General features: G+C 72.5%; 17 protein-coding genes. 7 read left to right on the top strand and 10 right to left on the bottom strand.

Annotation, left to right across the window (positions count from 1 at the left end; translation table 11 throughout):
- Nucleotides 1-20 precede the first annotated feature (20 nt).
- Genes ABD269_RS24150 through ABD269_RS24140 form a run of 3 tightly spaced genes read left to right on the top strand, consistent with a single transcriptional unit; the run spans nt 21 to nt 2,662 of the window.
- Nucleotides 21-851 (top strand): SDR family oxidoreductase, encoded by an 831-nt coding sequence (locus ABD269_RS24150; RefSeq protein ID WP_344120954.1) that lies wholly within the window; start codon nt 21-23, stop codon nt 849-851.
- Complete coding sequence (locus ABD269_RS24145; RefSeq protein ID WP_425572966.1) at nt 848-1,480, top strand: TetR/AcrR family transcriptional regulator; 633 nt, start codon at nt 848-850, stop codon at nt 1,478-1,480. Before ABD269_RS24150 ends, ABD269_RS24145 begins: the two co-directional genes overlap by 4 nt.
- Before the next feature lie 24 nt (nt 1,481-1,504).
- Nucleotides 1,505-2,662: an acetyl-CoA C-acetyltransferase gene (locus ABD269_RS24140; protein ID WP_344120952.1), complete on the top strand. Its 1,158-nt coding sequence runs from the start codon at nt 1,505-1,507 to the stop codon at nt 2,660-2,662.
- Between the two features lie 184 nt (nt 2,663-2,846).
- Here the strand turns inward: ABD269_RS24140 and ABD269_RS24135 are convergent, their stop codons facing one another.
- The 4 genes from ABD269_RS24135 to ABD269_RS24120 are packed head-to-tail and all read right to left on the bottom strand — an operon-like array spanning nt 2,847 to nt 6,269.
- Complete coding sequence (locus tag ABD269_RS24135; protein ID WP_344120950.1) at nt 2,847-3,896, bottom strand: NAD(P)H-dependent flavin oxidoreductase; 1,050 nt, start codon at nt 3,894-3,896, stop codon at nt 2,847-2,849.
- Nucleotides 3,893-4,645 (bottom strand): CoA-transferase subunit beta, encoded by a 753-nt coding sequence (locus ABD269_RS24130; RefSeq protein ID WP_344120948.1) that lies wholly within the window; start codon nt 4,643-4,645, stop codon nt 3,893-3,895. The genes ABD269_RS24135 and ABD269_RS24130 overlap by 4 nt, the downstream gene beginning before the upstream one ends.
- Nucleotides 4,642-5,490 (bottom strand): CoA transferase subunit A, encoded by an 849-nt coding sequence (locus ABD269_RS24125; protein ID WP_344122043.1) that lies wholly within the window; start codon nt 5,488-5,490, stop codon nt 4,642-4,644. Before ABD269_RS24125 ends, ABD269_RS24130 begins: the two co-directional genes overlap by 4 nt.
- A 14-nt stretch (nt 5,491-5,504) precedes the next feature.
- A complete protein-coding gene (locus tag ABD269_RS24120; RefSeq protein ID WP_344120946.1) occupies nt 5,505-6,269 on the bottom strand; it encodes an enoyl-CoA hydratase family protein in 765 nt (254 codons plus the stop codon).
- A 79-nt stretch (nt 6,270-6,348) separates the two neighbouring features.
- Here ABD269_RS24120 and ABD269_RS24115 point away from each other — a divergent pair, with 79 nt between their 5' ends.
- From ABD269_RS24115 to ABD269_RS24100, 4 genes are all read left to right on the top strand, one after another.
- Entirely contained in the window at nt 6,349-7,125 is a 777-nt protein-coding gene (locus ABD269_RS24115; RefSeq protein WP_344120944.1) for an SDR family oxidoreductase, read from the top strand.
- On the top strand, nt 7,116-8,036 hold the full coding sequence (locus ABD269_RS24110; protein WP_344120942.1) for an SDR family oxidoreductase: 921 nt from the start codon (nt 7,116-7,118) through the stop codon (nt 8,034-8,036). The genes ABD269_RS24115 and ABD269_RS24110 overlap by 10 nt, the downstream gene beginning before the upstream one ends.
- A 213-nt stretch (nt 8,037-8,249) precedes the next feature.
- Nucleotides 8,250-10,958, top strand: coding sequence for an alpha/beta fold hydrolase (locus tag ABD269_RS24105; RefSeq protein ID WP_344120940.1), 2,709 nt, complete (start codon nt 8,250-8,252; stop codon nt 10,956-10,958).
- Complete coding sequence (locus ABD269_RS24100; protein WP_344120938.1) at nt 10,955-11,839, top strand: ABC transporter permease; 885 nt, start codon at nt 10,955-10,957, stop codon at nt 11,837-11,839. The genes ABD269_RS24105 and ABD269_RS24100 overlap by 4 nt, the downstream gene beginning before the upstream one ends.
- A 339-nt stretch (nt 11,840-12,178) precedes the next feature.
- Here the strand turns inward: ABD269_RS24100 and ABD269_RS24095 are convergent, their stop codons facing one another.
- From ABD269_RS24095 to ABD269_RS24070, 6 genes are all read right to left on the bottom strand, one after another.
- Nucleotides 12,179-15,244 carry an alpha-mannosidase gene (locus ABD269_RS24095; RefSeq protein ID WP_344120936.1) on the bottom strand — a complete coding sequence of 1,022 codons (3,066 nt, stop codon included), beginning with the start codon at nt 15,242-15,244 and terminating at the stop codon, nt 12,179-12,181.
- A 26-nt stretch (nt 15,245-15,270) separates the two neighbouring features.
- Nucleotides 15,271-17,295, bottom strand: a complete 2,025-nt coding sequence (locus ABD269_RS24090) for an endo-beta-N-acetylglucosaminidase (protein ID WP_344120934.1) — start codon at nt 17,293-17,295, stop codon at nt 15,271-15,273.
- A 115-nt stretch (nt 17,296-17,410) separates the two neighbouring features.
- Nucleotides 17,411-18,649, bottom strand: a complete 1,239-nt coding sequence (locus tag ABD269_RS24085) for a glycoside hydrolase 5 family protein (RefSeq protein ID WP_344120932.1) — start codon at nt 18,647-18,649, stop codon at nt 17,411-17,413.
- Between the two features lie 30 nt (nt 18,650-18,679).
- Nucleotides 18,680-19,465, bottom strand: a complete 786-nt coding sequence (locus ABD269_RS24080) for a carbohydrate ABC transporter permease (RefSeq protein ID WP_301894245.1) — start codon at nt 19,463-19,465, stop codon at nt 18,680-18,682.
- 41 nt (nt 19,466-19,506) lie between these two features.
- Complete coding sequence (locus ABD269_RS24075) at nt 19,507-20,409, bottom strand: carbohydrate ABC transporter permease (RefSeq protein WP_425572984.1); 903 nt, start codon at nt 20,407-20,409, stop codon at nt 19,507-19,509.
- A complete protein-coding gene (locus ABD269_RS24070) occupies nt 20,406-21,701 on the bottom strand; it encodes an ABC transporter substrate-binding protein (RefSeq protein WP_344120928.1) in 1,296 nt (431 codons plus the stop codon). Before ABD269_RS24070 ends, ABD269_RS24075 begins: the two co-directional genes overlap by 4 nt.
- Nucleotides 21,702-21,789: the final 88 nt, after the last annotated feature.

The following is a 21,789-nucleotide window of genomic DNA, read 5'->3' as shown; positions in this document are numbered from 1 at the left end:
TGGTAGGTTAACGTACGGCCATGAGCAGCGTCGAGGAGTCCCGCACGGAGTCCCGTACCGCCTCCCGGCCCGTACCGCCGCCCTATCTCCCCGGCCACGAACTGCTGGCGGGCCGCACCGCCGTCATCACCGCCGCCGCCGGCACCGGCATCGGCGGGGCCACCGCGCGGCGGTTCCTCGAAGAGGGCGCCCGCGTCGTCATCGGCGACGCCCACGCCCGCCGGCTCCGGGCGACCGTCGCGGCGCTCTGCGACGGCTTCGGCGCCCGGCAGGTCGCCGGACTGCCCTGCGACGTCACCGACGAGACCCAGGTCGCCGCCCTCTTCGACCTCGCGGAGGAGCGGCACGGCGCGCTCGACATCGTCGTCAACAACGCCGGCCTCGGCGGCACCGCCGATCTGGTGGAGATGACCGACGAACAGTGGGACCGGGTCATCGACACCTCACTGAACGGCACCTTCCGCTGCACCCGCGCCGCCCTCCGCCGCATGCGCGCCGCGGGCACCGGAGGCGTCGTCGTCAACAACGCCTCCGTCGTCGGCTGGCGCGCCCAGCGCGGCCAGGCCCACTACGCCGCCGCCAAGGCGGGCGTCATGGCCCTCACCCGCTGCGCCGCCGTCGAGGCCGCGGCCCACGGCATCCGCGTCAACGCGGTCGCGCCGAGCCTCGCCATGCACCCCCACCTCGCCAAGGTCACCACCCCCGAGCTGCTCGCCGAACTGACCGCGCGCGAGCCCTTCGGGCGCCCCGCCGAGCCCTGGGAGGTCGCCAACGTCATTGTCTTCCTCGCCAGCGGCTACTCCTCGTACATGACAGGGGAGACGGTTTCGGTCAGCAGCCAGCGTGCGTGACCGAGAATGACCCCGTGCCGAACAGCAAGCAGACCACCGAGAACACCGCCGCCCCCGGCCGGCGCCGCGAACTCCTCGCCACCGCCGCCGAGGTGTTCGCCGCCCACGGCTACAACGCCACCACCGTCCGCAGGATCGCCGACGAGGCGGGGCTGCTCGCGGGCAGCCTCTACTACCACTTCGACTCCAAGGAGTCGATGCTGGACGAGATCCTCTCCACCTTCCTGGACGAACTGTGGGCGGGCTACGACACCGTGCTCGCCTCCGGCCTCGGCCCCCGCGAGACGCTGGAGGCCCTCGTCACCGAGTCCTTCCGCGAGATCGACCGGCACCGCCCCGCCGTCGCCATCTACCAGAAGGAATCCCGCCACCTCGCCGCCCGCCCCCGCTTCGCCTATCTCGCCGACTCGCAGCGCAGATTCGAGAAGGCGTGGCTCGGCACCCTGCAACGCGGCGTCGCCGAACGGGTGTTCCGCGCCGACCTCGACACCCGGCTCACCTACCGCTTCGTGCGCGACACCGTATGGGTCGCCGCGTCCTGGTACCGGCCGGGCGGAGCACACACGCCCGAGGAGATCGCCCGCCAGTACCTGTCGATGGTCCTGGACGGAATCGCCGTCCGGGACTGACGGACCTTCCGAGGAGCAGCAGCCATGGCCGAGGCCTATGTCGTCGAAGCGGTACGCACCCCCGTCGGCCGGCGGGGCGGCGGGCTCTCCACCGCCCACCCCGCCGACCTCGGCGCCCATGTGCTGCGGGCCCTGATGGACCGTACGGGCGTGGACCCGGCCGCCGTCGACGACGTCGTCCTCGGCTGCCTCGACGCGGTCGGACCGCAGGCCGGTGACATCGCCCGCACGAGCTGGCTGGCCGCGGGCCTCCCCGAGGAGGTGCCGGGCGTCACCGTCGACCGGCAGTGCGGCTCAGGGCAGCAGGCCGTCCACTTCGCCGCCCAGGCCGTGCTCTCCGGCACCCAGGACCTCGTCGTCGCGGGCGGTGTGCAGAACATGTCGCAGATCCCCATCGCCTACGCCGCCCGGCGCGCCGCCGAACCGCTGGGACTCGACGTCGGCCCGTACGCCGGATCCGACGGCTGGCGGGCCCGCTACGGCGACCGGCCCGTCAGCCAGTTCCACGGCGCCGAAATGATCGCCGAACAATGGGGCATCACCCGTGCCGCCATGGAGGAATTCGCGCTGCGCTCGCACCGGCGGGCCGTACGGGCCGCCGACGAGGGGCGCTTCGACCGCGAACTCGTCCCCTGGCGAGAGGTCACCGCGGACGAGGGCCCCCGCCGCGACACCTCCCTGGCGAAGATGGCCGCGCTGCCGCCCGTGCTGACCGGCGGGACGCTCACCGCCGCGCTCTCCTCGCAGATCTCGGACGGGGCGTCCGCCGTCCTGATCGCGAGCGAGCGCGCCCTGCGCGACCACGGCCTGACCCCGCGGGCCCGCGTCCACCACCTCTCCGTACGGGCCGAGGACCCCATCCGGATGCTGTCCGCACCCATCCCGGCCACCGCCCGTGCGCTGAAGCGGACCGGGCTGACGATCGACGCCATCGACCTCGTGGAGATCAACGAGGCGTTCGCCTCCGTGGTCCTGGCCTGGCTCCACGAGACGGGCGCGGACCCGGACCGGGTCAATGTCAACGGGGGCGCGATCGCCCTGGGCCATCCGCTGGGGGCGACCGGCGCGAAGCTGCTGACGACGTTGCTGCACGAACTGGAGCGGAGCGGTGGGAGGTACGGCTTGCAGACGATGTGCGAGGGGGGCGGGCAGGCGAATGTGACAATCATCGAGCGGCTTTGACCCCCGGGGTGCGCATTCAGCCCGTGGGGGCACCTCCCAGCGGTAGCTGGGGGAGTTTGAGGACAGCTCGCGAAGCGTGCTTCGGGGTCTGGGGCGGAGCCCCAGTTACGGGAAGGGGCGGGGCTGGGGAAAAGAGCACCGCCGAGCCGCACCCGAGCACGGGTCCGGGGCGGAGCCCCGGTGGTCACAGCAGAGCCGCCAACCCCGAAAGCGTCTCCGACGCCTCCCGCATCACCCGTTCCACCAGCTCCGCGCACGACGGCAGGTCGTCGATGACCCCGGCGACCTGCCCCGAAGCCATCACCCCCAGATCCGTACGCCCGTCCACCATCGCCGCCTTCAGCAGCATCGGCGTGTTCGCCGCCAACAAGACCTGACTCCACGTCAGATCCCTGCCGTGCCGCATGGCCAGCCCCTCGCGCAGCATCCGCAGCGGGCTCAGGCCCGACACCTCCCGGAAGGCGGACGCGTGGCGCAGGGCGCGGACGAGTGCGGCGGTGCGTCCCGAGCGTTCGAGTGCCGTGACGAAAGGCGTGCGCAGCATCCGGTGGGGGAGTCCGTCGACCTTCGTGGTCACCGTGACGTCCGCGACGGAGGCCGCGAGGTACGCGGCCTTCACCGCCGCCGGGACCGTGCTGTCGGAGGTGAGCAGGAAGCGCGTGCCCATGGCGACCCCGGCCGCCCCGAAGGCCAGCGCCGCCGCCAGCCCCCGCCCGTCGTGGAAGCCGCCGGCCGCCACCACCGGGATGCCGACCGCGTCCACGACCTGGGGCAGCAGCACCGTCGTCGCCACCTGGCCGGTGTGGCCGCCGCCCTCGCCGCCCTGCACGACGACGGCGTCCGCGCCCCACGCCGCGACCTTCTCGGCGTGCCGCCGCGCGCCCACCGACGGGATGACGACGACACCGGCGTCCTTGAGGCGGGCGATCAGCTCCCGCGAGGGCGCGAGGGCGAAGGAGGCTACCCGCACCCCCTCCTCGATGATCACGGACACCCGCTCGGCCGCGTCCCCGGCGTCCGCGCGGAGATTGACCCCGAAGGGGCGGTCCGTGCGCGAGCGCACCTCCCGGACCGCGCCCCTGAGCTGATCGAGTGTCATGGTGGCGGAGGCGAGGATGCCCAGCGCCCCCGCGTTCGCGGACGCCGACACCAGCCGGGGGCCCGCCACCCAGCCCATCCCGGTCTGGACGAGCGGATGGCGCACGCCTGTCAGCTCGGTGAGCGCCGTCCTCACGTCCGTACCTCCTTCCCCCGCAGGGCACGCGGGTCGAGGACGTCTCGGATCAGGCGCAGCTCCTCGGCCGTGGGCGCGCGGGTGCGGGGCGCGTGGTCCGGCACGTCCAGCCGGAAGCCCGTCGCCGCCCGCAGTTCCTCGGCGGTGACGCCGGGGTGCAGGGAGCGCACCCGCATCGTGTGGTCCGGTGTCTCGAAGTCGAGTACGGCCAGGTCGGTGACGACGCGGGGGATGCGGTGGAAGCGCGTGGCGGACGGGCCGGCGGCGGCCGCCCGGTCGTAGCCGATGCCGCAGACCATGTCGACCTTCTCGACCAGCACCCGGGGGGAGTGCCGCGGGATCCAGTAACTGGTCGGATGGTTCAGGGTGTTGGCGGGCGCCCCGCGCACACCGAGGAGCTGCCGGGCGGGCCGCCGCCAGTCGCCGACGCACGAGATGTTCTGGTTGCCGTGCCGGTCGAGCTGGCTCGCGCCCATCATCACATGCCGTCTGCCGCCTGTGACCAGCGCGAGGTGGCGGCGGAAGGGCAGCCACCCCTCGACGGCCGTGGCGGGCTCGCCCAGCGCCGGCACGTCGGCGATCAGCATCGCCTCGCCGTCCGTCAGCAGCAGATCCGGCGAGAACGTCAGCCGCGCCAGCCGCGCGCCGATCGTCGGCACCACCCCCATCGGGCTCGCCAGGATCTCACCGTCGCCGCGCCACGCCTCCGCGCACGCCACGACGCACACCTCGGCCCTGGTCGCCGTCATGCCGCCGCCCCCTTGAAGGCGGCGACGGCCGCGCGGTAGGCGTCCTCGTCCCCGGACAGGAAGCGGCCCGTGAACTCCCGCCACGCCACCGGGTCGGCGGCCGCCTCGGCGTACGCGGCCTGGAAGACCTCGTCCCGGTCGTAGTCGGGCGCGCAGGACGTGAAGTGCGCGCCGCCCGGCGCCTCGACGACGCCGTTGACGCACGTCCGCTGCACCAGCAGGGTCTGCGGGCCGCCTGCGGCGGCGAACTCCGCGCTGTCGACGACGCGTTCGCAGGAGACGTACGCCTCCCGAGCCGCCTCGCAGAAGAGGTCGTCGAAATACGGGTCGGGGCCCAGGTACTGGGCGTTGCCCCGCGCGTCGGCCCGGTTGAGGTGCACCAGCGCGGCGTCCAGCGTCAGCGCGGGCACCGCGACGAACTCCTCACCGTCCTCGTACGGCGAAGTCACCGTTCGCAGGCCCGGGTTGACCGTCATCACGTCCGAGCCCAGACCCGCCCGTACGGGCAGGAACGGCAGCCGGTGCGCGGCCGCGGTCAGCCCCCACATGAACATCGCCTCGTCCAGCTCCGTCAGCTCGAACGCCCCTTCCTGCCGGGCGGCCCGGAAGTGCGGTTCGAGGGGGATGGAGTCCAGCGTGGCGAAGGGCGCGACGAGCCTGCGGATCCGCCCTGCCGCCGCCAGCAGGCCCACGTCCGGGCCGCCGCAGGACACGACGGTGAGGTCGCGGACGTCCGACCGCAGCAGGGCCCGCACGAGGGCCATCGGCTTGCGCCGCGAGCCCCAGCCGCCGATGCCCAGCGTCATTCCGCTCGCCAGCCGGGAGACGGCCTCGTCCGCGGTCATCCTCTTGTCGGAGGTCACGGCTGCCGCTCCTTCCCCGCCCCGCCTTGGACGAAGGCGTCCCGGTGCCGGTCCGCCACACCGCTGAGACCGGCCTCGAAGGTGAAGCTCTGTTCGTAGCGGTAGCTGCGGCGGACGTCGACGGGGTCGATGCCGTTGATGGCCGCCTTGGCCATGCGCAGCAGCGTGCCGTCCTTGGCGGCGATCTCCCGGGCCAGTTCCATGGCCGCGCCGGGCAGTTCACCGCGCGGCACGACCCGCCACACGGCGCCGTGCCGGTGCAGCTCCCACGCGGTGACCGTGCGCGAGGTGTAGTACAGCGTGCGCATCAGGTGCTGCGGCACCAGCCGGGACAGGTGGGTCGCCGCGCCGAGCGCGCCCCGGTCCAGCTCGGGCAGGCCGAAGGCCGCGTCGTCGGACGCGACGATCGCGTCGGCGTTGCCGACGAGGCCGACGCCGCCGCCGAGACAGAAGCCCTGCACGGCGGCCACGACCGGCACCTCGCAGTCGTAGACGGCCGAAAAGGCGGCCGCGCAGCCGTGGTTGGCGCCGAGCAGGGCCCGGTGGCCGGGGGAGCGCTGGATCTCCTTGAGGTCGACACCGGCGTTGAAGCCGCGCCCGGCGGCGGCCAGCAGCACGCAGTGGACCCCGGGATCGCTGCCCGCCGCGCGGACGGCGGCGGCCAGGTCGTACCAGCCGCGCACGGGAAGGGCGTTGACCGGAGGGAAGTCCACGGTGACGACGGCGACGGCGGTTTCGGGGCGGGAGGTGGAGACACCCATCAGAGGATCAGCTACCTTTCCACCAAACGTTTGTTAGGTGTGAAGGTAGCAGCGGGCAAGCCACAGCGGGAGGTGCGAAATGAGCGGCACCGACGGGGCGGGCGACCGGGTCGTCGTCGTCACCGGCGGGACGCGCGGCATCGGGGCGGGCATCGCGCGGGCCTTCCTGGACACCGGCGCGCGCGTGGTCGTCTGCGCCCGCAGACCCCCGGACCGGCCGGTCGCCACCGACCGGGGGAGCGCCTGCTTCCTGCCGGTGGACCTCCGGGACGCGGAGGGGGTACGGATCTTCTTCACCCAGGTCGAGGAGGCGTACGGCCGGCTGGACGTGCTGGTCAACAACGCCGGGGGAACACCCTTCCAGCGCCTCGGCGAAGGAGCCGACGAACGCCACGCCCGCATCCTCGGCCTCAACCTCACCGCACCGCTGACCGCTTCGCTCGCCGCGTACCGCATCATGCGCCGCCAGGCGGAGGGCGGCTGCGTCCTGATGACCGGCAGCGTCAGCGGCACCCGCCCCTCACCCGGCACCGCCGCCTACGGCGCGGCCAAGGCGGGGCTGGAGAACCTCGCCCGCACCATGGCCGTCGAATGGGCGCCCGCGATCAGGGTCAACACCCTCGTCCTCGGCATGGTCCGCACCGCGGCCGCCCACGCCCACTACGGCGACGAGTCCGGCGTCGCCGCCGTCGCCAGGACCGTGCCCGCCGGACGCCTCGCCGAGCCCGACGAGATCGGCGCCGCGGCCGTGTTCCTCGCCTCCGCCGACGCCTCCTACATCACCGGAGCGAGCCTGCTCGTCCACGGCGGCGGCGAACGCCCCGCCTTCCTCGACGGAGCCACGAGATGCCCCTGAACCCCACCGGAATCTGCGCGGGTCGTGTCGCCGTCGTCACCGGCGCGGGCCGCGGCCTCGGGCGCGCGCACGCCCTCGCCCTCGCCGCGGAAGGCGCGAGGGTCGTCGTCAACGACCTGGGCGTGGGCCGGGGCGGCGAGGGCGGCTCGGCGGACCCGGCCCGGCACGTCGCCGACGAGATCACCGCACTCGGCGGCGAAGCGGTCGCGCACCACGGCGACATCGCCACCGACGAAGGTGCCGCGTCCCTCGTCGCGACCGCCCTGGACACCTACGGACGGCTCGACGCACTCGTCAACAACGCCGGATTCCTGCGCGACCGCATGCTCGTCAACCTCGGCGAGGACGAGTGGGACGCGGTGGTACGCGTCCACCTCAAGGGCCACTTCCTGCCGCTCCGGCACGCCGCCGCGCACTGGCGCGCCGAGACGAAGTCCGGCCGCCGGCCGCAGGCGCGGGTCGTCAACACCACCTCCGGGGCCGGGCTGCTCGGCAGCGTGGGCCAGGCCAACTACGCGGCCGCGAAGGCCGGGATCGTCGCCCTGACCCTCGTCGCGGCGGCCGAACTCGCGCGGTACGGCGTCCAGGCCAATGCGGTGGCGCCCGCGGCGCGCACGCGGATGACCGAGGGCGTGTTCGCGGAGTCGATGGCCGCGCCGCCGACCGGCTTCGACGCAATGGCCCCCGCCAATGTCTCCCCCTTGGTCGTATGGCTGGCGTCCCCGGCCTCCGCCGGGGTCACGGGACGGGTCTTCGAGGCGGAAGGCGGCCGCATCACGGTGATGGAGGGCTGGCGCGTGGGGCCCACGGCCGACAAGGGCGCGCTGTGGTCCCCGGGGGAGGCGGGGGAGATGGTGCGAGCGTTGCTGGCGAACGCGAGCCCGCCGGGGCCGGTGTACGGGGCGGGCTGATTTTTCCCCTACCCCGCCCCTTCCCGGCTGTGTCGATTTGCGGCTCCGCCGCGTGGGGGGGCTCCGCCCCAGACCCCGGAGCACGCTCCGCGCGCTGTCCTCAATCGCCGGACGGGCTGAATTCAGCCCGTCCGGCGATTGAGGACGCGGCCGCCGCCGCCCCCGCCGTAGGCGGCGACGGACCCGCACCAGGGCCCGCTTAGCATCAAGGGCATGAAACTGCGATTCCCCCGGCCACGACGTCGGCTGGTCGCCGCCGTGGCCGCCGGTGCCGTACTGGCCGGGGCGGGCACCTGGACGGTGGCCTCGGCCAGTGGCGGCAAATCCGCCGTGCACCGCGAGGACCGGTTCCTGAGCGTGCCCGAGTCACCGGGGGGCGGTGACAAGGTCCGGATCGACATGTCGTACTTCACCTCGGGGGACCGGGGACGCAGACCGGCCGTGCTGCTCGCCCACGGCTTCGGCGGCAGCAAGGAGGATCTGCGCGGACAGGCCGAGGACCTGGCGCGCGACGGCTACGCGGTGGTGACCTGGTCGGCACGGGGATTCGGCCGCTCCACCGGCCGGATCGGGCTGAACGACCCGGATCACGAGGTCGCCGACGTGAGCCGGCTCATCGACTGGCTCGCCGAGCGCCCCGAGGTGAAGCTGGACAAGGCGGGCGACCCGAGGGTCGGGATCGCCGGTGGTTCCTACGGCGGCGCGATCTCCCTCCTCGCGGCCGGGTACGACAAGCGGGTCGACGCGATCGCCCCGCAGATCACCTACTGGAACCTCGCGGACTCGCTGTTCCCGAACGACGTCTTCAAGAAGCTCTGGGCCGGCATCTTCTTCACCACCGGATCCACCGGCGGCTCGCTCACCGGCAGGCCAGGAGCGGATGCCCCGCCCCCGTCCTCCGCCCCGCAGGGCGGCTGCGGCAGCTTCGAGAAGTCGCTGTGCGAGATGTACGAACGGGTGGCCGTCGCCGGGCAGCCGGACGCGCAGGCGCGCGAACTGCTGGAGCGCCGCAGCCCGTCCGCCGTCGCCGACCGCATCAAGGTGCCCACGCTGCTCGTCCAGGGGCAGAACGATTCACTGTTCCCGCTCGATCAGTCCGACGCCGCGGCCAAGGCCATCGCCCACAACGGCGCGCCCGTGGCGGTCGACTGGATCGCGGGCGGCCACGACAGCGGCGTGGGCGAGAGCGGCCGCATCGAGCAGCGCACGCGCGCGTGGTTCGACCGCTATCTCAAGGACGACAAGAGCGTCGACACCGGACCCGCGTTCCGTGTGAGTCGGACCGGTGGCATCGACACCACCGACGGCAAGGCGCAGGTGCGCGGCGCGAGCTCCGACCGCTATCCGGGGCTGCGCAACGACACGCGTACGGTCCCGCTGACCGGCCGTCCGCAAACCTTCGGCAACCCCGCGGGGGCCACGCCTCCGGCGATCTCCACGGTGCCGGGGATCGGCGCGGTCTCGCAGCTGTCGGGGCTGGGGGTGGGGCTCTCGCTCGACTTTCCCGGTCAGTACGCCCGTTTCGACTCCGCGCGGTTGACCGAGGGCATCCGGGTGACCGGGTCGCCGACGGTGAAGGCCAAGGTCACCTCGGACTCCGGGGAGGCCGTCCTCTTCGCGAAGGTCTACGACGTGGGGCCCAACGGACAGCAGGTGCTGCCCGCACAGCTCGTCGCCCCCGTCCGGGTGACCGACGCCAAGGACGGCAGAAGCGTCGAGCTGCGGCTCCCCGCCATCGACCACACCTTCGAGTCGGGGCACCGGATGCGGCTCGTCCTCGCCGCCACGGACCTGGCCTACGCCTCGCCGGCCCGGCCCGCCGCGTACACCGTCGCCCTGGAGGGCGGCGGCCTGAGCGTACCGACGGCGCCCGAGGTGCGGACCGCTTCCGCCGCGCTGCCGTGGTGGACCTGGGGTCTGCCGCTGGCCGGTGCGCTTGTCGCGGCGGCCGTGCTGCTGACGGGGCGGCGGCGCACGGCCGTGCCCGCGCCCGATCCGGCGCTCGCCGACGTGCCGTTGCAGATCACGGGACTCGGCAAGCGCTACGCCAAGTCCGCCGACCGCTATGCCGTCAAGGAGCTGTCCTTCCGGGTCGAGCGCGGTCAGGTGCTCGGCCTGCTCGGTCCCAACGGTGCGGGCAAGACCACCACACTGCGGATGCTCATGGGCCTCATCCGCCCCGACGACGGCGAGGTGCGGGTCTTCGGCCACGCGATCCGGCCGGGCGCGCCGGTGCTCTCCCGGGTCGGGGCGTTCGTCGAGGGCGCGGGCTTCCTGCCGCACCTGTCCGGCCGGGCCAACCTCGACCTGTACTGGCAGGCCACGGGCCGCCCGGCCGAGGACGCCCACGTGGAGGAGGCCCTGGAGATCGCCGGGCTGGGTTCCGCGCTGGAGCGCGCCGTACGGACGTACTCCCAGGGCATGCGGCAGCGGCTCGCCATCGCGCAGGCCATGCTCGGCCTGCCGGACCTGCTGATCCTGGACGAGCCGACCAACGGTCTCGACCCGCCGCAGATCCGGGAGATGCGCGAGGTGATGATCCGGTACGCGGCGGCCGGGCGCACGGTCATCGTCTCCAGCCACCTCCTCGCCGAGGTCGAGCAGAGCTGTACGCACCTGGTGGTGATGGACCGCGGGCGGCTCGTCACGGCCGGCCCCGTCGCGGACATCGTCGGCTCGGGCGACACGCTGCTGGTCGGCGTCGCGGGCGAGTTGACGGAGGCCGTCGCGGAGAAGGTGGCGGCGCTGCCGGGCGTGGCGTCCGCCGCGCGGACCGACGAGGGGCTGCTGGTGGGGCTCGACGGGATGAGCGCGGCCACGTTGCTGGTGGAGCTGGTCCGGCTGGAGGTCCCGGTGGAGCGTGTGGGTCCGCACCGCCGTCTGGAGGACGCGTTCCTGACCCTGATCGGAGGCTCCGCATGAGCACGGCGACGGACGCGACGGACGCCGCGGGCATCGCCCCGGAGACAGCTCCTGGCTATCGCGCGCGGCACACGCTGCCGCTGCGGGTGGAGGCGATGCGGCAGTTGCGGCGGCGGCGCACGCTGGTGGTCGGGGCCGTCCTGGCCGTGCTGCCGTTCGTCCTGATCGCGGCCTTCGCCATCGGCGGGCAGCCGAGCGGCCGGGACGGCCGGGTGACGCTGATCGACACCGCCACCTCCTCCGGCGTCAATTTCGCCGCGACGTGCCTGTTCGTCTCGGCGGGCTTCCTGCTGGTGGTGCCGGTGGCGCTGTTCTGCGGTGACGCGGTGGCGTCCGAGGCGAGCTGGTCCTCGCTGCGCTATCTGCTGGCGGCGCCGGTGCCCCGGGCCCGGCTGCTGCTGAGCAAGCTGGCCGTGGCACTGGGCTTCAGCGCGGCCGCGATGGTGCTGCTGCCGGTGGTGGCACTGGCCGCGGGCACGGCGGCCTACGGCTGGGGCGCACTCCAGATCCCCACCGGCGGCGCACTGCCCGCCGGCACGGCGGTCGAGCGGCTCGCGATCGTCGTCGCCTACATCTTCGTCGGCCAACTGGTGACGGCCGGCCTCGCGTTCTGGCTCTCGACCGTCACGGACGCGCCGCTGGGCGCTGTCGGCGGCGCGGTTGGTCTGACCATCGTGGGCAACGTCCTGGACGCGGTGACGGCGCTCGGGCACTGGCGCGACTTCCTGCCCGCGCACTGGCAGTTCGCATGGGCGGACGCGCTTCAGCCGCACTTGGAATGGGCGGGGATGGTGAAGGGAACGGCGGTGTCGGTCGCGTACGCGCTGGTGCTCTTCGCTTTCGCGTTCCGCCATTTCCGGGGCAAGGACGTGGTGTCGTAGGAGCGGTGCGTCGCGCCTGCGGCGGGCTTGTTCCCCAGCCCCGCCCCTTCCCGAAACTGGGGGCTCCGCCCCCAGACCCCCGGGAGTGCGCAAATTCAGCCCGTGGGGGCACCTCCCAGCGGTAGCTGGGGGAGTTTGAGGACAGCGCGCGAAGCGTGCTCCGGGGTCCGGGGCGGAGCCCCCACGCGGCGGAGCCGCAAATCGACACAGCCGGGAAGGGGCGGGGTAGGGGAACAAAGCCCCGCCGGGCCGCACCCGGGCACGGGTCCGGGGCGGAGCCCCGGCCTCGGCGGAGCCGAGCATCAGACGCTGCGGGAAGGGGCGGGGCTGGGGACAAAATCAGGCGCGTGTGAGCCGCAGGGTCACGATCTCGAACGGGCGGAACGACAAGGCGATGTCATCCGCATCGACCGCCCCGACAGGCCGCTCCAACAGATCGCACACAGCCCCCGCCCCCACAGCGAAGCCCGCCGCCACGCGGACCCGCGCGCGCCCGCCCAGCGCCTCGTACAGCCGCACCACCACATCCCCGCTGCCGTCGTCCGCGAGCTTGACCGCCGACACGACGACGGAGTCGCCGGAGACCGACACCAGCGGTTCCACCCCGCCGGCTCCTGCCCCAACCACCCGCCGCTCCGGCAGGTTGATCCGGTGCCCCTCCCGCACCGCGTCCCCCAGGGACGCGTTCGGCACCAGCGCGTACCGGAAGCGGTGCACGCCCTGGTCCGTGCGCGGGTCCGGGAAGCGGGGGGCCCGCAGCAGGGAGAGCCGCAGCGTGGTCGTCGTGCCCGTGCCGCCGTCGCGTACGGCACGCGTCACGTCGTAGCCGTATGTCGAGTCGTTGACGACCGCCACCCCCCAGCCCGGCTCCTCCAGGTGCACGAAGCGGTGCGCGCACGCCTCGAACTTGGCGGCGTCCCAGCTGGTGTTGGTGTGCGTGGGGCGGTAGAGGTGGCCGAACTGGGTCTCCGCCGCAACGCGGTCGGTGTGCAGGTCGAGCGGGAACGCCGCCTTCAGGAACTTCTCCGTCTCGTGCCAGTCGACCTCCGTCGCGATGTCCAGCCGCCGCTCACCGTCCGGCAGGCCGAGGAACTGCTCCACCCGCGACGCCCCGAAGGCCCGCACCACCCGCACCGCCCCGTCGTCCGTGAGCTCCAGCGCCTCGACGTCCGTGAGGTCCGTGACGGTGTTGCGGTAGAAGTGGTCCACGTCCCACGCGTCCCACATGTTCGGGAAGTCCGGGTGCAACTGGAGGAGGTTCGCCGCCGCGCCCGGCGCGACCGTCTCACGCTCCGCCGCCAGGTCGTACACGGAGACCACCAGCCCCCGCCCGTCGATCTCCACCCGCAGCAGCCCGTTGTCGAGCACGAACCCGCCGCCCTCACGCGGCTCCGCCCGCACCGCCGCACGGTCCCTCTGTCCGACGGCGGCCGCGCCGAGCGCGGGCACACCGCCGCGCCCGTGCGGTGCCGCGTTGAAGATCACGGTCCCGCTCGCCGGTCCGTCTCCGCGCAGCGTCGCCAGCGCGTCCTCGGCCAGCACCGCCAGCGGGTCCCCGGCCAGCGCGGCCAGCGCCTCCCCGATGATCGACTCCAGCTCCGCCGCCACCGCCGCATAGGTCGCCGCCGCCTCCCGGTGCACCCACGCGATCGACGTACCGGGCAGGATGTCGTGGAACTGGTGCAGCAGCACCGTCTTCCACAGCCGGTCCAGCGCCTCGTACGGATAGGGGAACCCCGCCCGCACGGCCGCCGTCGCCGCCCACAACTCCGCTTCCCGCAAAAGGTGTTCCGAGCGCCGGTTGCCCTGTTTGGTCCGCGCCTGGCTGGTGAGCGTCGCCCGGTGCAGCTCCAGATACAGCTCGCCCACCCATACGGGGGCGTGCTCGTACTCCGCGTGCGCCTTCTCGAAGAACACCGACGGCTTCTCGAAGACGACCCTCGCCGACCCCTCCAGGTCCGCGAGCCGCTTCGCGCGCGCGAGCATCTCGCGCGTCGTCCCGCCCCCGCCGTCGCCCCAGCCGGTCGGTGCGAGGGAGCGGGTCGCGCCGCCCTTCTCCTGGAAGTTGCGGACGGCGTGCGCGACCTCCTTCCCCGACAGCTGAGAGTTGTAGGTGTCGATCGGCGGGAAGTGCGTGAAGACACGCGTCCCGTCCAGCCCCTCCCACCAGAAGGTGTGGTGCGGGAACTTGTTGGACCGGCTCCACGAGATCTTCTGCGTCAGGAACCACTTCGCGCCGGACAGCTTCACCAGCTGGGGCAGCGCCGCCGAGTAGCCGAACGTGTCCGGCAGCCACACCTCTTCCGTCTCGATCCCGAACTCCTCCAGGAAGAACCGCTTCCCGTGCACGAACTGCCGTGCCAGCGCCTCCGACCCCGGCATGTTCGTGTCGGACTCCACCCACATGCCGCCCACGGGCACGAAACGGCCCTCCGCGACCGCCTTCTTCACCCGCGCGTACACCTCCGGCCGGTGCTCCTTGATCCAGGCGAACTGCTGCGCCTGCGACATGGCGTAGACGAAATCCGGCTCGTCCTCCAGCAGGGCCGTCATGTTCGACGTCGTCCGCGCGACCTTGCGCACCGTCTCCCGCAGCGGCCACAGCCACGCCGAGTCGATGTGCGCGTGCCCGACCGCGCTGATCCGGTGCGCCGAGGCGTGCGCGGGAGCGGCCAGCACACTGGTGAGCAGCTCACGGGCGCGTGCGGCCGTGCCGCCGACGTCCTGGAGGTCGACCGCGTCCAGCGCCCGCTCCACGGCCCGCAGGATCTCCCAGCGGCGCGGCGCCTCCACGGACAGCTCGGCCATCAGCTCGCCCAGCACCTCCAGGTCCTGGACCAGCTCCCACACCGTCCGGTCGAGAACGGCGAGGTCCATCCGGCCCAGCCGGTAGCGCGGCGCGCTGTCCGCCGTTTCCCTGTCGCCCAGTTCGGTCGGCAGGAAGGGGTGGTAGTCCAGGATCACCGGGTTCGACGACGCCTCGACGTGCAGCACCACCTCCTCGCCGCCCACGACCTTCTCGCCGATGCGCACCCACTGGTTGCGGGGGTTGAGCCCCTTCACCGGCGAGCCGTCCGGGCGGTAGACGAGCCCCTCGCACTGGAACCCCGGCATGTTCTCGTCGAAGCCCAGGTCGAGCAGCGCCTCGACGGTCCGCCCCGCCCACTCCCGCGGCACCGTCCCCGTGACGGTGAACCAGCTCGTCCCCCACGGAGGACCCCATTGCGCGCCGGTCCGGATCGGCACCCCCTCGGCGGCCAGCCCCTCCGCCACGGGTACGGGCTCGCCCGGCGCGTTCCACACCGAGACGGCCAGCGGCACCGACTCGGGATACACGGCGGGCCGGATGCGCTCGTCCAGCACCCGCTTCAGTCGGGCTTTGGTGATGGTGCGGTCGTTGTGCATGGAGTCGGTGTCCTCACGCAGTAGGTCTACCAGGGGAAATCGACGGACGCGGGTGCCGAGGAGGCGTACAGCTCGTCCACCGCGCGCATTTCGACGCGCGTGGCCGCCTCCGTGGCGGTGCGGCGCAGCGCCGCGACGTAGTAGGCATGCCCACAGGTGCCGCCCAGGAAGCGACGGCCGCCGCCGGGGAGCACCTGGTGGAGTTCGTAATGCCGTACGGGTGTCCTGGTCGCTCCCCACGCCAGCCGCAGCGCCGCCGTGCCGTCGCCGGCGCGGTGGGACGCGGTCACCCGGACGGGGCCCGGCCGCGCCGGTGCGGGCGGTGCCGCGTCGTGGACCGCGAGGGCGCCGAGCCGCCAGCGGACCGTGCCGCCGTCCGGCGCGGTCAGACGCACCCCCAGCGCGTGGCCGGTGGCGCCCGCCCTGCACCGCAGGAGCGCGCCCACGCGGAGCCGTACGGTCGCCCAGCCGCGTCCCCCCGCGGGCAGCGTGCCCGCGGGCACGTACTGGAAGGAGCCCGGTTCCAGCGCCACGGCCAGCTCCACCCGCACCGCCGCCGACCCGGCGTCGGTGCGGTGGGCCAGTTCCACGACCGTCGCGCCGGACAGCGGCAGCCGTGCCGCGTACAGTTCGACCGTCGTCGGCGCGGCGAGCGCGCCCTCCACGAGGAGGCTGTTGCCGCCGCGCCAGGCGTCGGTGAAGTCGAAGCCGACGGTGGGCCGGGCGCCCGCGGTGCGGACCACCCAGCGGCGGCCGGGCAGCCGGTCCTGGAGCCCCAGGTGGTTCCAGGCGGTGTCCGAGGCTCGCTTGCCCTTGTCGTACCAGGCCGTCCCGTGGCCGGTGTTGAAGCTCGTCGCGAACGGCAGCGCGGTGAGCGTGGAGCGGTCCGCGACGGAAGCGGCGGGCGCCCGCCAGGGCCCGCTCGGCGGCGCGGCCGGATCGAGGCCCTCGCCGGACCAGAAGCGGTCGTCCCGCGCGTGGAAGGCGGCGGGGGAGCGCCCGCCCGCGGGCAGGCTCGTCCAGGTCCACTCGGGCCGGTAGAAGCCGTACGACACGGTGTGCGGGCCGCCCGCCGGGACGACCGCGTCCCAGTCGACGGGCGTGTCCCAGCCGCGCGCCTCTACATCGACGCCGGCCCACAGCGCGTACGGGCTCCGCCCCAGCCGCCCCGCGCGCTCCGCCGACGCGGCGAGCCCGGCACGGCTCCAGCCGAAGTTGAGGAACATCGAGTCGGCGGCGCGGAAGAACGGGGAGTTGTGGTCGTTGAGCTCGTTCTGCCAGGAGATGTCGCCGGAGACGGCCATCGCGTCGTACCACGTGACGCGCAGCCCTCGGCCGTTCGCCCGCAGGTACGTCACGAAGTCCCGCATGTCCGCACCCAGCCGGGCGTCGCCGCCGCCGGTCTCGGCGTTGAGGAACCAGCCGTCGAAGCCGTACGCCCGTGCCACCTGGATCAGCTTGTCGGCCAGCGGGAAGCCACCGTCCGCCCCTCGCCGCACCAGATCCCGCGTCCACCGCAACTGCCCGCCGTACGCGACCGGAGGCAGGAACACCGTCCCCAGGACAGGCACACCGTTGCGGTGCGCGGCGTCCACGACCGGCGCGTTCGGCGCCAGGATCAGCCCCTCGCCCGACGAGCCGCCCCAGAAGACCAACTCGTCGAGGTACGCCCAGTGCGTCAGCGCGTAGTGGTCGGCGGTCTGCGACCCCTGGGACGGATTCCCCGACGTGTGCGCGAACGCGGCGAGCGCGCACACCCGCGCCTGCCCTGCCCGTGCGGTGGCGTTGACCGGCGGGGGAGCGAAGCGCGCTGCGAGCGGCACGGTCGCCTGGTTGAAGGGCAGATCGGCATCGTCCTCCGGTCGCCACGCGGCGAGGCTGCGCCAGACGACCCCGCGCGCGGGGGAGCCGGACGGCAGGCTGTCGGGGAACCAGTACGAGGCGTAGGGCTGGAGCGTGCCGTTGGCCGAGGCCGTGCTTGGTAAGGCGAGTGCGGTGACGGCTCCGGCGCCGATGGCCAATACGTGGCGACGGGTGGGACTTTGACGCATGGCTTCTCCTTGGGGTTGCCCAGCCCGTCCGGCGTTTGAGGACAAGCGGCGCAGCCGCTTCAGGGGGTCCGGGGTCTCCCCGGTTTCGGGAAGGGGCGGGGCTGGGGAAGAAGAACTACTGGACCTGGGCCACGGTCAAGACCTCCGTGATCCCCCGCGCCGCCAAATGCCTCGCATCACCCGCCAATTGAGAGAGCACACACGCCGGCCCCCGCCCACGCGCAGCGACCCGCATCCAGGCCTCGAAAAACTCCCCACCCGGCGCGCACACCGCCCGCAGCGGCGCCCCCGCGACCTCCCCCGCCTCCACGACCAGCGCGGTCGACCGAGGCGACGCGGCGGCCCCCGCGGCACGGTGCTCACGGGCGAGACGGGCGAACGTCTCGCCCGCCGGTTTCGGCCGCCGGTCGTTCGTGAGCAGACCCAGTCCGTACTCCAGCTCGGGGAAGTCCGCGAGGGAGCGGTCGACGTCGTGGGAGCACCACCAGGTGATGCCCCACAGGCCGGGGCAGTCCAGCGCGTTGGTGACGGTCGCCTCGGTGAAGGCGGCCGCCCGCTCGGGCGCGATGTGCGGCGCGGGTGCCCCGACCTCCTGGAGCCACACCGGCCGGGCCGGGTCCTCCGCCCACGCCTTGGACAGCTCGACGAGGTACGCGGCGTGGTGCTCGGTGGCCGTGCCGCGCGGGCCGTGCCGCTGCGCGGTGCCGTTGAAGACCCAGGAGTGCACGGCGGTCATGGCGCCCAGACGGGCCGAGTGGGCGGGGGTGAAGGGGTGCGTGCCGTCGTACCAGGCGGCGTCGTAGGAGGCGTGCAGATGGGACCGGCCGGGGGCGGCCTTCTCGCAGGCGTCCAGCATCCGTTGCAGCCAGCGCTCCGCCTCCTCGGGCGCGATCCGGTCCGGGTCGGGGTGCGGGTCGCCGGAGAACTGGTTGGTCTCGTTGCCGACCGTCATGCCCAGGAAGTGGGGCCGGTCGGCGAGGGCGCCGGCGAGGACCGTCACATACTCCTCCTGCGCGGCGACGACCTCGGGGTCGGTGAACATGTTGCGGCGGTGCCATGTCGTGGTCCAGGAGGGGACGAAGTCGAAGCTGGAGAGGTGACCCTGGAGGCCGTCGACGGCGACGTCGAGCCCGCGCTCGCCCGCCGCGTCGACGAGGCTCACCAACTGCGCCACCGCACGCGGCCGGATCAGGGTGCGGTTGGGCTGGAAGACGGGCCACAGGGGGAAGACGCGGATGTGGTCCAGGCCGAGGGCGGCGATGGAGTCGAGGTCGGCGCGGACGTCGTCCAGGTCGAAGTCCAGCCAGTGGTGGAACCAGCCGCGGCTGGGGGTGTAGTTCACACCGAAGCGCATGGGGGTGTCCCTTCGGGCGGGGAGCGGGGGTCAGCCCTTGACGGCGCCTTCGCCGACGCCGCGGAAGAAGTACCGCTGGAGGCAGGCGAACAGCACGATGAGCGGGGCGACGGCGACGATGGTGCCCGCGGCGACCAGCCGGGGGTTCTGCTGGAACGTTCCGTGCAGGTAGTTCAGGCCGACGGTCAGGGTGAAGTGGTCCGAGTCGGAGAGGACGATCAGCGGCCAGAGGAAGTCGTCCCAGGCCCCCATGAAGGAGAAGATCGCCACGACGGCCAGGGTGCCGCGTACGGAGGGCAGGGCGATCCGGAGGAACCGCTGCCAGACGTTCGCCCCGTCGATGACGGCGGCTTCCTCGATCTCGTACGGGAGGTTCGCGAACGCGTTGCGCATCAGCAGCACATTGAGCGCGCCGACCGCACCGGGCAGCACCACGGCGGTGAGGGTGTTGTTGAGATGGAGGTCGCGCATCATGGTGAACTGCGCGATGACCACGGACTCCAGGGGGACGAGCAGGGCCGCCACGAAGGCGAGCCCGGCGAGCCGCCGGCCGCGGAAGCGCAGCCGGGCCAGTGCGTATCCGGCCAGGGAAGCGCCGACAAGGTTGGTGACCACATTGGTGAGGGCGACCTTCAGGGAGTTCAGCGCGTAGTCCCAGACCGGAATGATGTCGGCGACACCTGAATAATTTCCGAGAGTCGGATGCTCGGGCAGGAACCCCGGCGGGTAGGTGTAGATGTCCTCGGTGGCCCCCTTGAACGAGGTCGACAGCTGCCACAGGAACGGTCCGACGGTGATGCCCAGCACGGCGAGCATCAGCAGATAGCGCAGCGCCTTCTCCCAGCCGGAGGTCCGGGTCACGACGCGCTCTCCTTCCGGTCGGCGCGGAGCACCAGCAGCATCAGCAGCAGGGCGATCACGAAGACGACCAGGGACAGGGCCGAGGCGTAGCCGACACGGCCGTTGAGCCCGGTGCCCGTCCGCTGGACGAGCATGACCAGCGTGGTGTCCTGCCCGGCCGGACCGCCGGTGGGCCCCGCCAGCAGATAGACCTCGGAGAAGACCTTGAAGGCGGCCACCGACGACAGGGCGCCGACCAGCACCATCGTGGAGCGCAGGGCCGGGACGGTGACGCTGACGAAGCGGCGCAGGGCACCGGCCCCGTCGACCGCGGCCGCCTCGTGCAGCTCCCGGGGGATGTTGGCGAGCGCCGCCAGATAAATGATCATGTAGTAGCCGAGGCCCTTCCACACCGTCAGCGCCATCGCGCTGAACAGCAGCAGCCACTCGTCACCGAGGAACGCCACCGGGCCGGCCCCGAAGAACCGCAGGATGCCGTTGATCAGCCCGCGGTCGTCCAGCATCCAGACCCAGATCAGCGACACCACGACGACGGAGGCCACGACGGGGGTGTAGAACGCCGACCGGAAGAACGTGACTCCGGGGAGGCGTTTGTGAACCAGCAGCGCCAGCAGCAGCGGCAGCAGCACGGTGAAGGGCACGACCAGCAGGACGTACAGCCCGCTGTTGCGCAGCGCCACCCAGAACTGGTCGTCGTCCAGCATGTCCTGGAAGTTCCGCAGCCCCACCCAGCCGCCGGGCGTCAGCGTCCGCGCGTCGGTGAACGCCTTACGGACGGTGGTGAGGAAGGGGTAGAGGTTGAAGGCGGCGATCACCCCGAGGCCGGGCAGCAGGAAGAGCCAGGGGCTGGCCGCCCGGTGGGTGCGTACGCGCACGGAGGGCTGTTTCACGGCCGTCAGCTCTGCTTGAGGAGCTTGTCGCTCTGTGCCACGGCGTCGTCCAGTGCCTGCTGAGGGGATTTCTTGCCCTGGAGGGCCTTGGCGACCTCGTTCTTCAGGACGACCTTCATCTCCTCGCTCAGCACCACCGGCGTGTAATTGACCGCGCCCTTGAGCATTTTCGCGGAGGCCACCCGGACCCGGCCCTCGTCCGTCCCGTCGTCCTTGGTCCAGTAGGGATCGTCCAGCGAGCCCTTGGTGCTGGGGAAGACGGCGACCTTGTGCGCGAAGTCCTCCTGGTTCTTGCGGTCCGTGACGAAGTGCGCGAAGGCGACGGCCGCGGCCTTGTGCTTGCTCTGCTTGTTGACGGCCAGGCCCATCACGTACATGTTCGGCTTGCCCGTGTTGTTCGGGGCGTCGGTGATGCCGAGTTCCTTGTACAGACCGGGCGCGTTCTTCTTGAACGTGTCCAGGTCGTGGGCGCTGCCCGGATTGATGGCGACCTTCTGCTCCAGGAACTTCTGCCCCGACTGGTCCGCGGTGTTGGTGAGCGCCTGCGAGTCGAGCCCGCCGTGTGCGTAGAGTTCCTTGTATTTGGTGAGCAGTTCGACGCCCTTGGGCTCGTTGTAGGTGAACTTCGTGGCGTCGGCGTTCATCAGCCGCACGCCGTAGCGGCCGAAGTCCTCGATGGACGGGGTGCCCGCGAGGGTCGCCGTCCTCCCGCCGGACCGTTTCGCCAGTGCGTCGGCCGTGGCGAACAGCTCGTCGTAGCTCTTGGGCGGCTTCTCCGGGTCCAGCCCGGCCTGCCGGAAGAGCGCCTTGTTGTAGAACAGCGGACCGGTGTTGAGATACCAGGGGAAGGCGTACGAACCGTCCAGGCCCGGCAGCGTGTTCCCCTGCCAGGCCTCCGGCGTGTACTCGTCCTTGAACTTCGCCGCGGCCTTCTCCCGGTCTAGGTTCAGCAGGATCCCGGCCTTGGCCAGCGGATAGGACAGGTCCGGCGACACATTGACGACGTCGGGCAGGGTGCCGCCGCCGGCGTCGGCGCTGAGTTTCTCCGCGTAGTTGTCGGCGGGCTGGTCAAGCCATTTGACCTTGACGCCCGGATTCTGCTTCTCGAATTCCCCGACCAGACCCTCGAAGTAGTCCTTGAAGTTGCTGCGCAGATTCCAGGTCTGGAAGGTGATGTTTCCCTCCGCCTTGCCGTCCGCGGCACCGCCGTCCGAACCACCGCCGGAGCCACAGGCGGTGAGCGACAAGGCGGACGCGAGAAGCGGGACGGCGGCGGCAGCGGCTCTACGGAAACGGGGCATGGCGCGGCGAACTCCTTCGGTCGGACCGGGAGGTGCGCAACAAAAGCTGCACCCGCGGCACGGTGAAGTCAATACTTCCGCTGCCGAC

Source organism: Streptomyces blastmyceticus, assembly GCF_039521185.1.
In the GTDB taxonomy this organism is placed as follows: domain Bacteria; phylum Actinomycetota; class Actinomycetes; order Streptomycetales; family Streptomycetaceae; genus Streptomyces; species Streptomyces blastmyceticus.
This window is presented reverse-complemented; position numbering and strand designations above follow the sequence as displayed.

Coding starts and splice junctions, on each gene's coding strand:
- ABD269_RS24150 (WP_344120954.1), top strand. CDS start 21: ATGAGCAGCGTCGAGGAGTCCCGCACGGAGTCCCGTACCGCCTCCCGG.
- ABD269_RS24140 (WP_344120952.1), top strand. CDS start 1,505: ATGGCCGAGGCCTATGTCGTCGAAGCGGTACGCACCCCCGTCGGCCGG.
- ABD269_RS24130 (WP_344120948.1), bottom strand. CDS start 4,645: ATGACGGCGACCAGGGCCGAGGTGTGCGTCGTGGCGTGCGCGGAGGCG.
- ABD269_RS24125 (WP_344122043.1), bottom strand. CDS start 5,490: ATGACCGCGGACGAGGCCGTCTCCCGGCTGGCGAGCGGAATGACGCTG.
- ABD269_RS24120 (WP_344120946.1), bottom strand. CDS start 6,269: ATGGGTGTCTCCACCTCCCGCCCCGAAACCGCCGTCGCCGTCGTCACC.
- ABD269_RS24115 (WP_344120944.1), top strand. CDS start 6,349: ATGAGCGGCACCGACGGGGCGGGCGACCGGGTCGTCGTCGTCACCGGC.
- ABD269_RS24110 (WP_344120942.1), top strand. CDS start 7,116: ATGCCCCTGAACCCCACCGGAATCTGCGCGGGTCGTGTCGCCGTCGTC.
- ABD269_RS24105 (WP_344120940.1), top strand. CDS start 8,250: ATGAAACTGCGATTCCCCCGGCCACGACGTCGGCTGGTCGCCGCCGTG.
- ABD269_RS24100 (WP_344120938.1), top strand. CDS start 10,955: ATGAGCACGGCGACGGACGCGACGGACGCCGCGGGCATCGCCCCGGAG.
- ABD269_RS24095 (WP_344120936.1), bottom strand. CDS start 15,244: ATGCACAACGACCGCACCATCACCAAAGCCCGACTGAAGCGGGTGCTG.
- ABD269_RS24090 (WP_344120934.1), bottom strand. CDS start 17,295: ATGCGTCAAAGTCCCACCCGTCGCCACGTATTGGCCATCGGCGCCGGA.
- ABD269_RS24085 (WP_344120932.1), bottom strand. CDS start 18,649: ATGCGCTTCGGTGTGAACTACACCCCCAGCCGCGGCTGGTTCCACCAC.
- ABD269_RS24080 (WP_301894245.1), bottom strand. CDS start 19,465: ATGCTCGCCGTGCTGGGCATCACCGTCGGACCGTTCCTGTGGCAGCTG.
- ABD269_RS24070 (WP_344120928.1), bottom strand. CDS start 21,701: ATGCCCCGTTTCCGTAGAGCCGCTGCCGCCGCCGTCCCGCTTCTCGCG.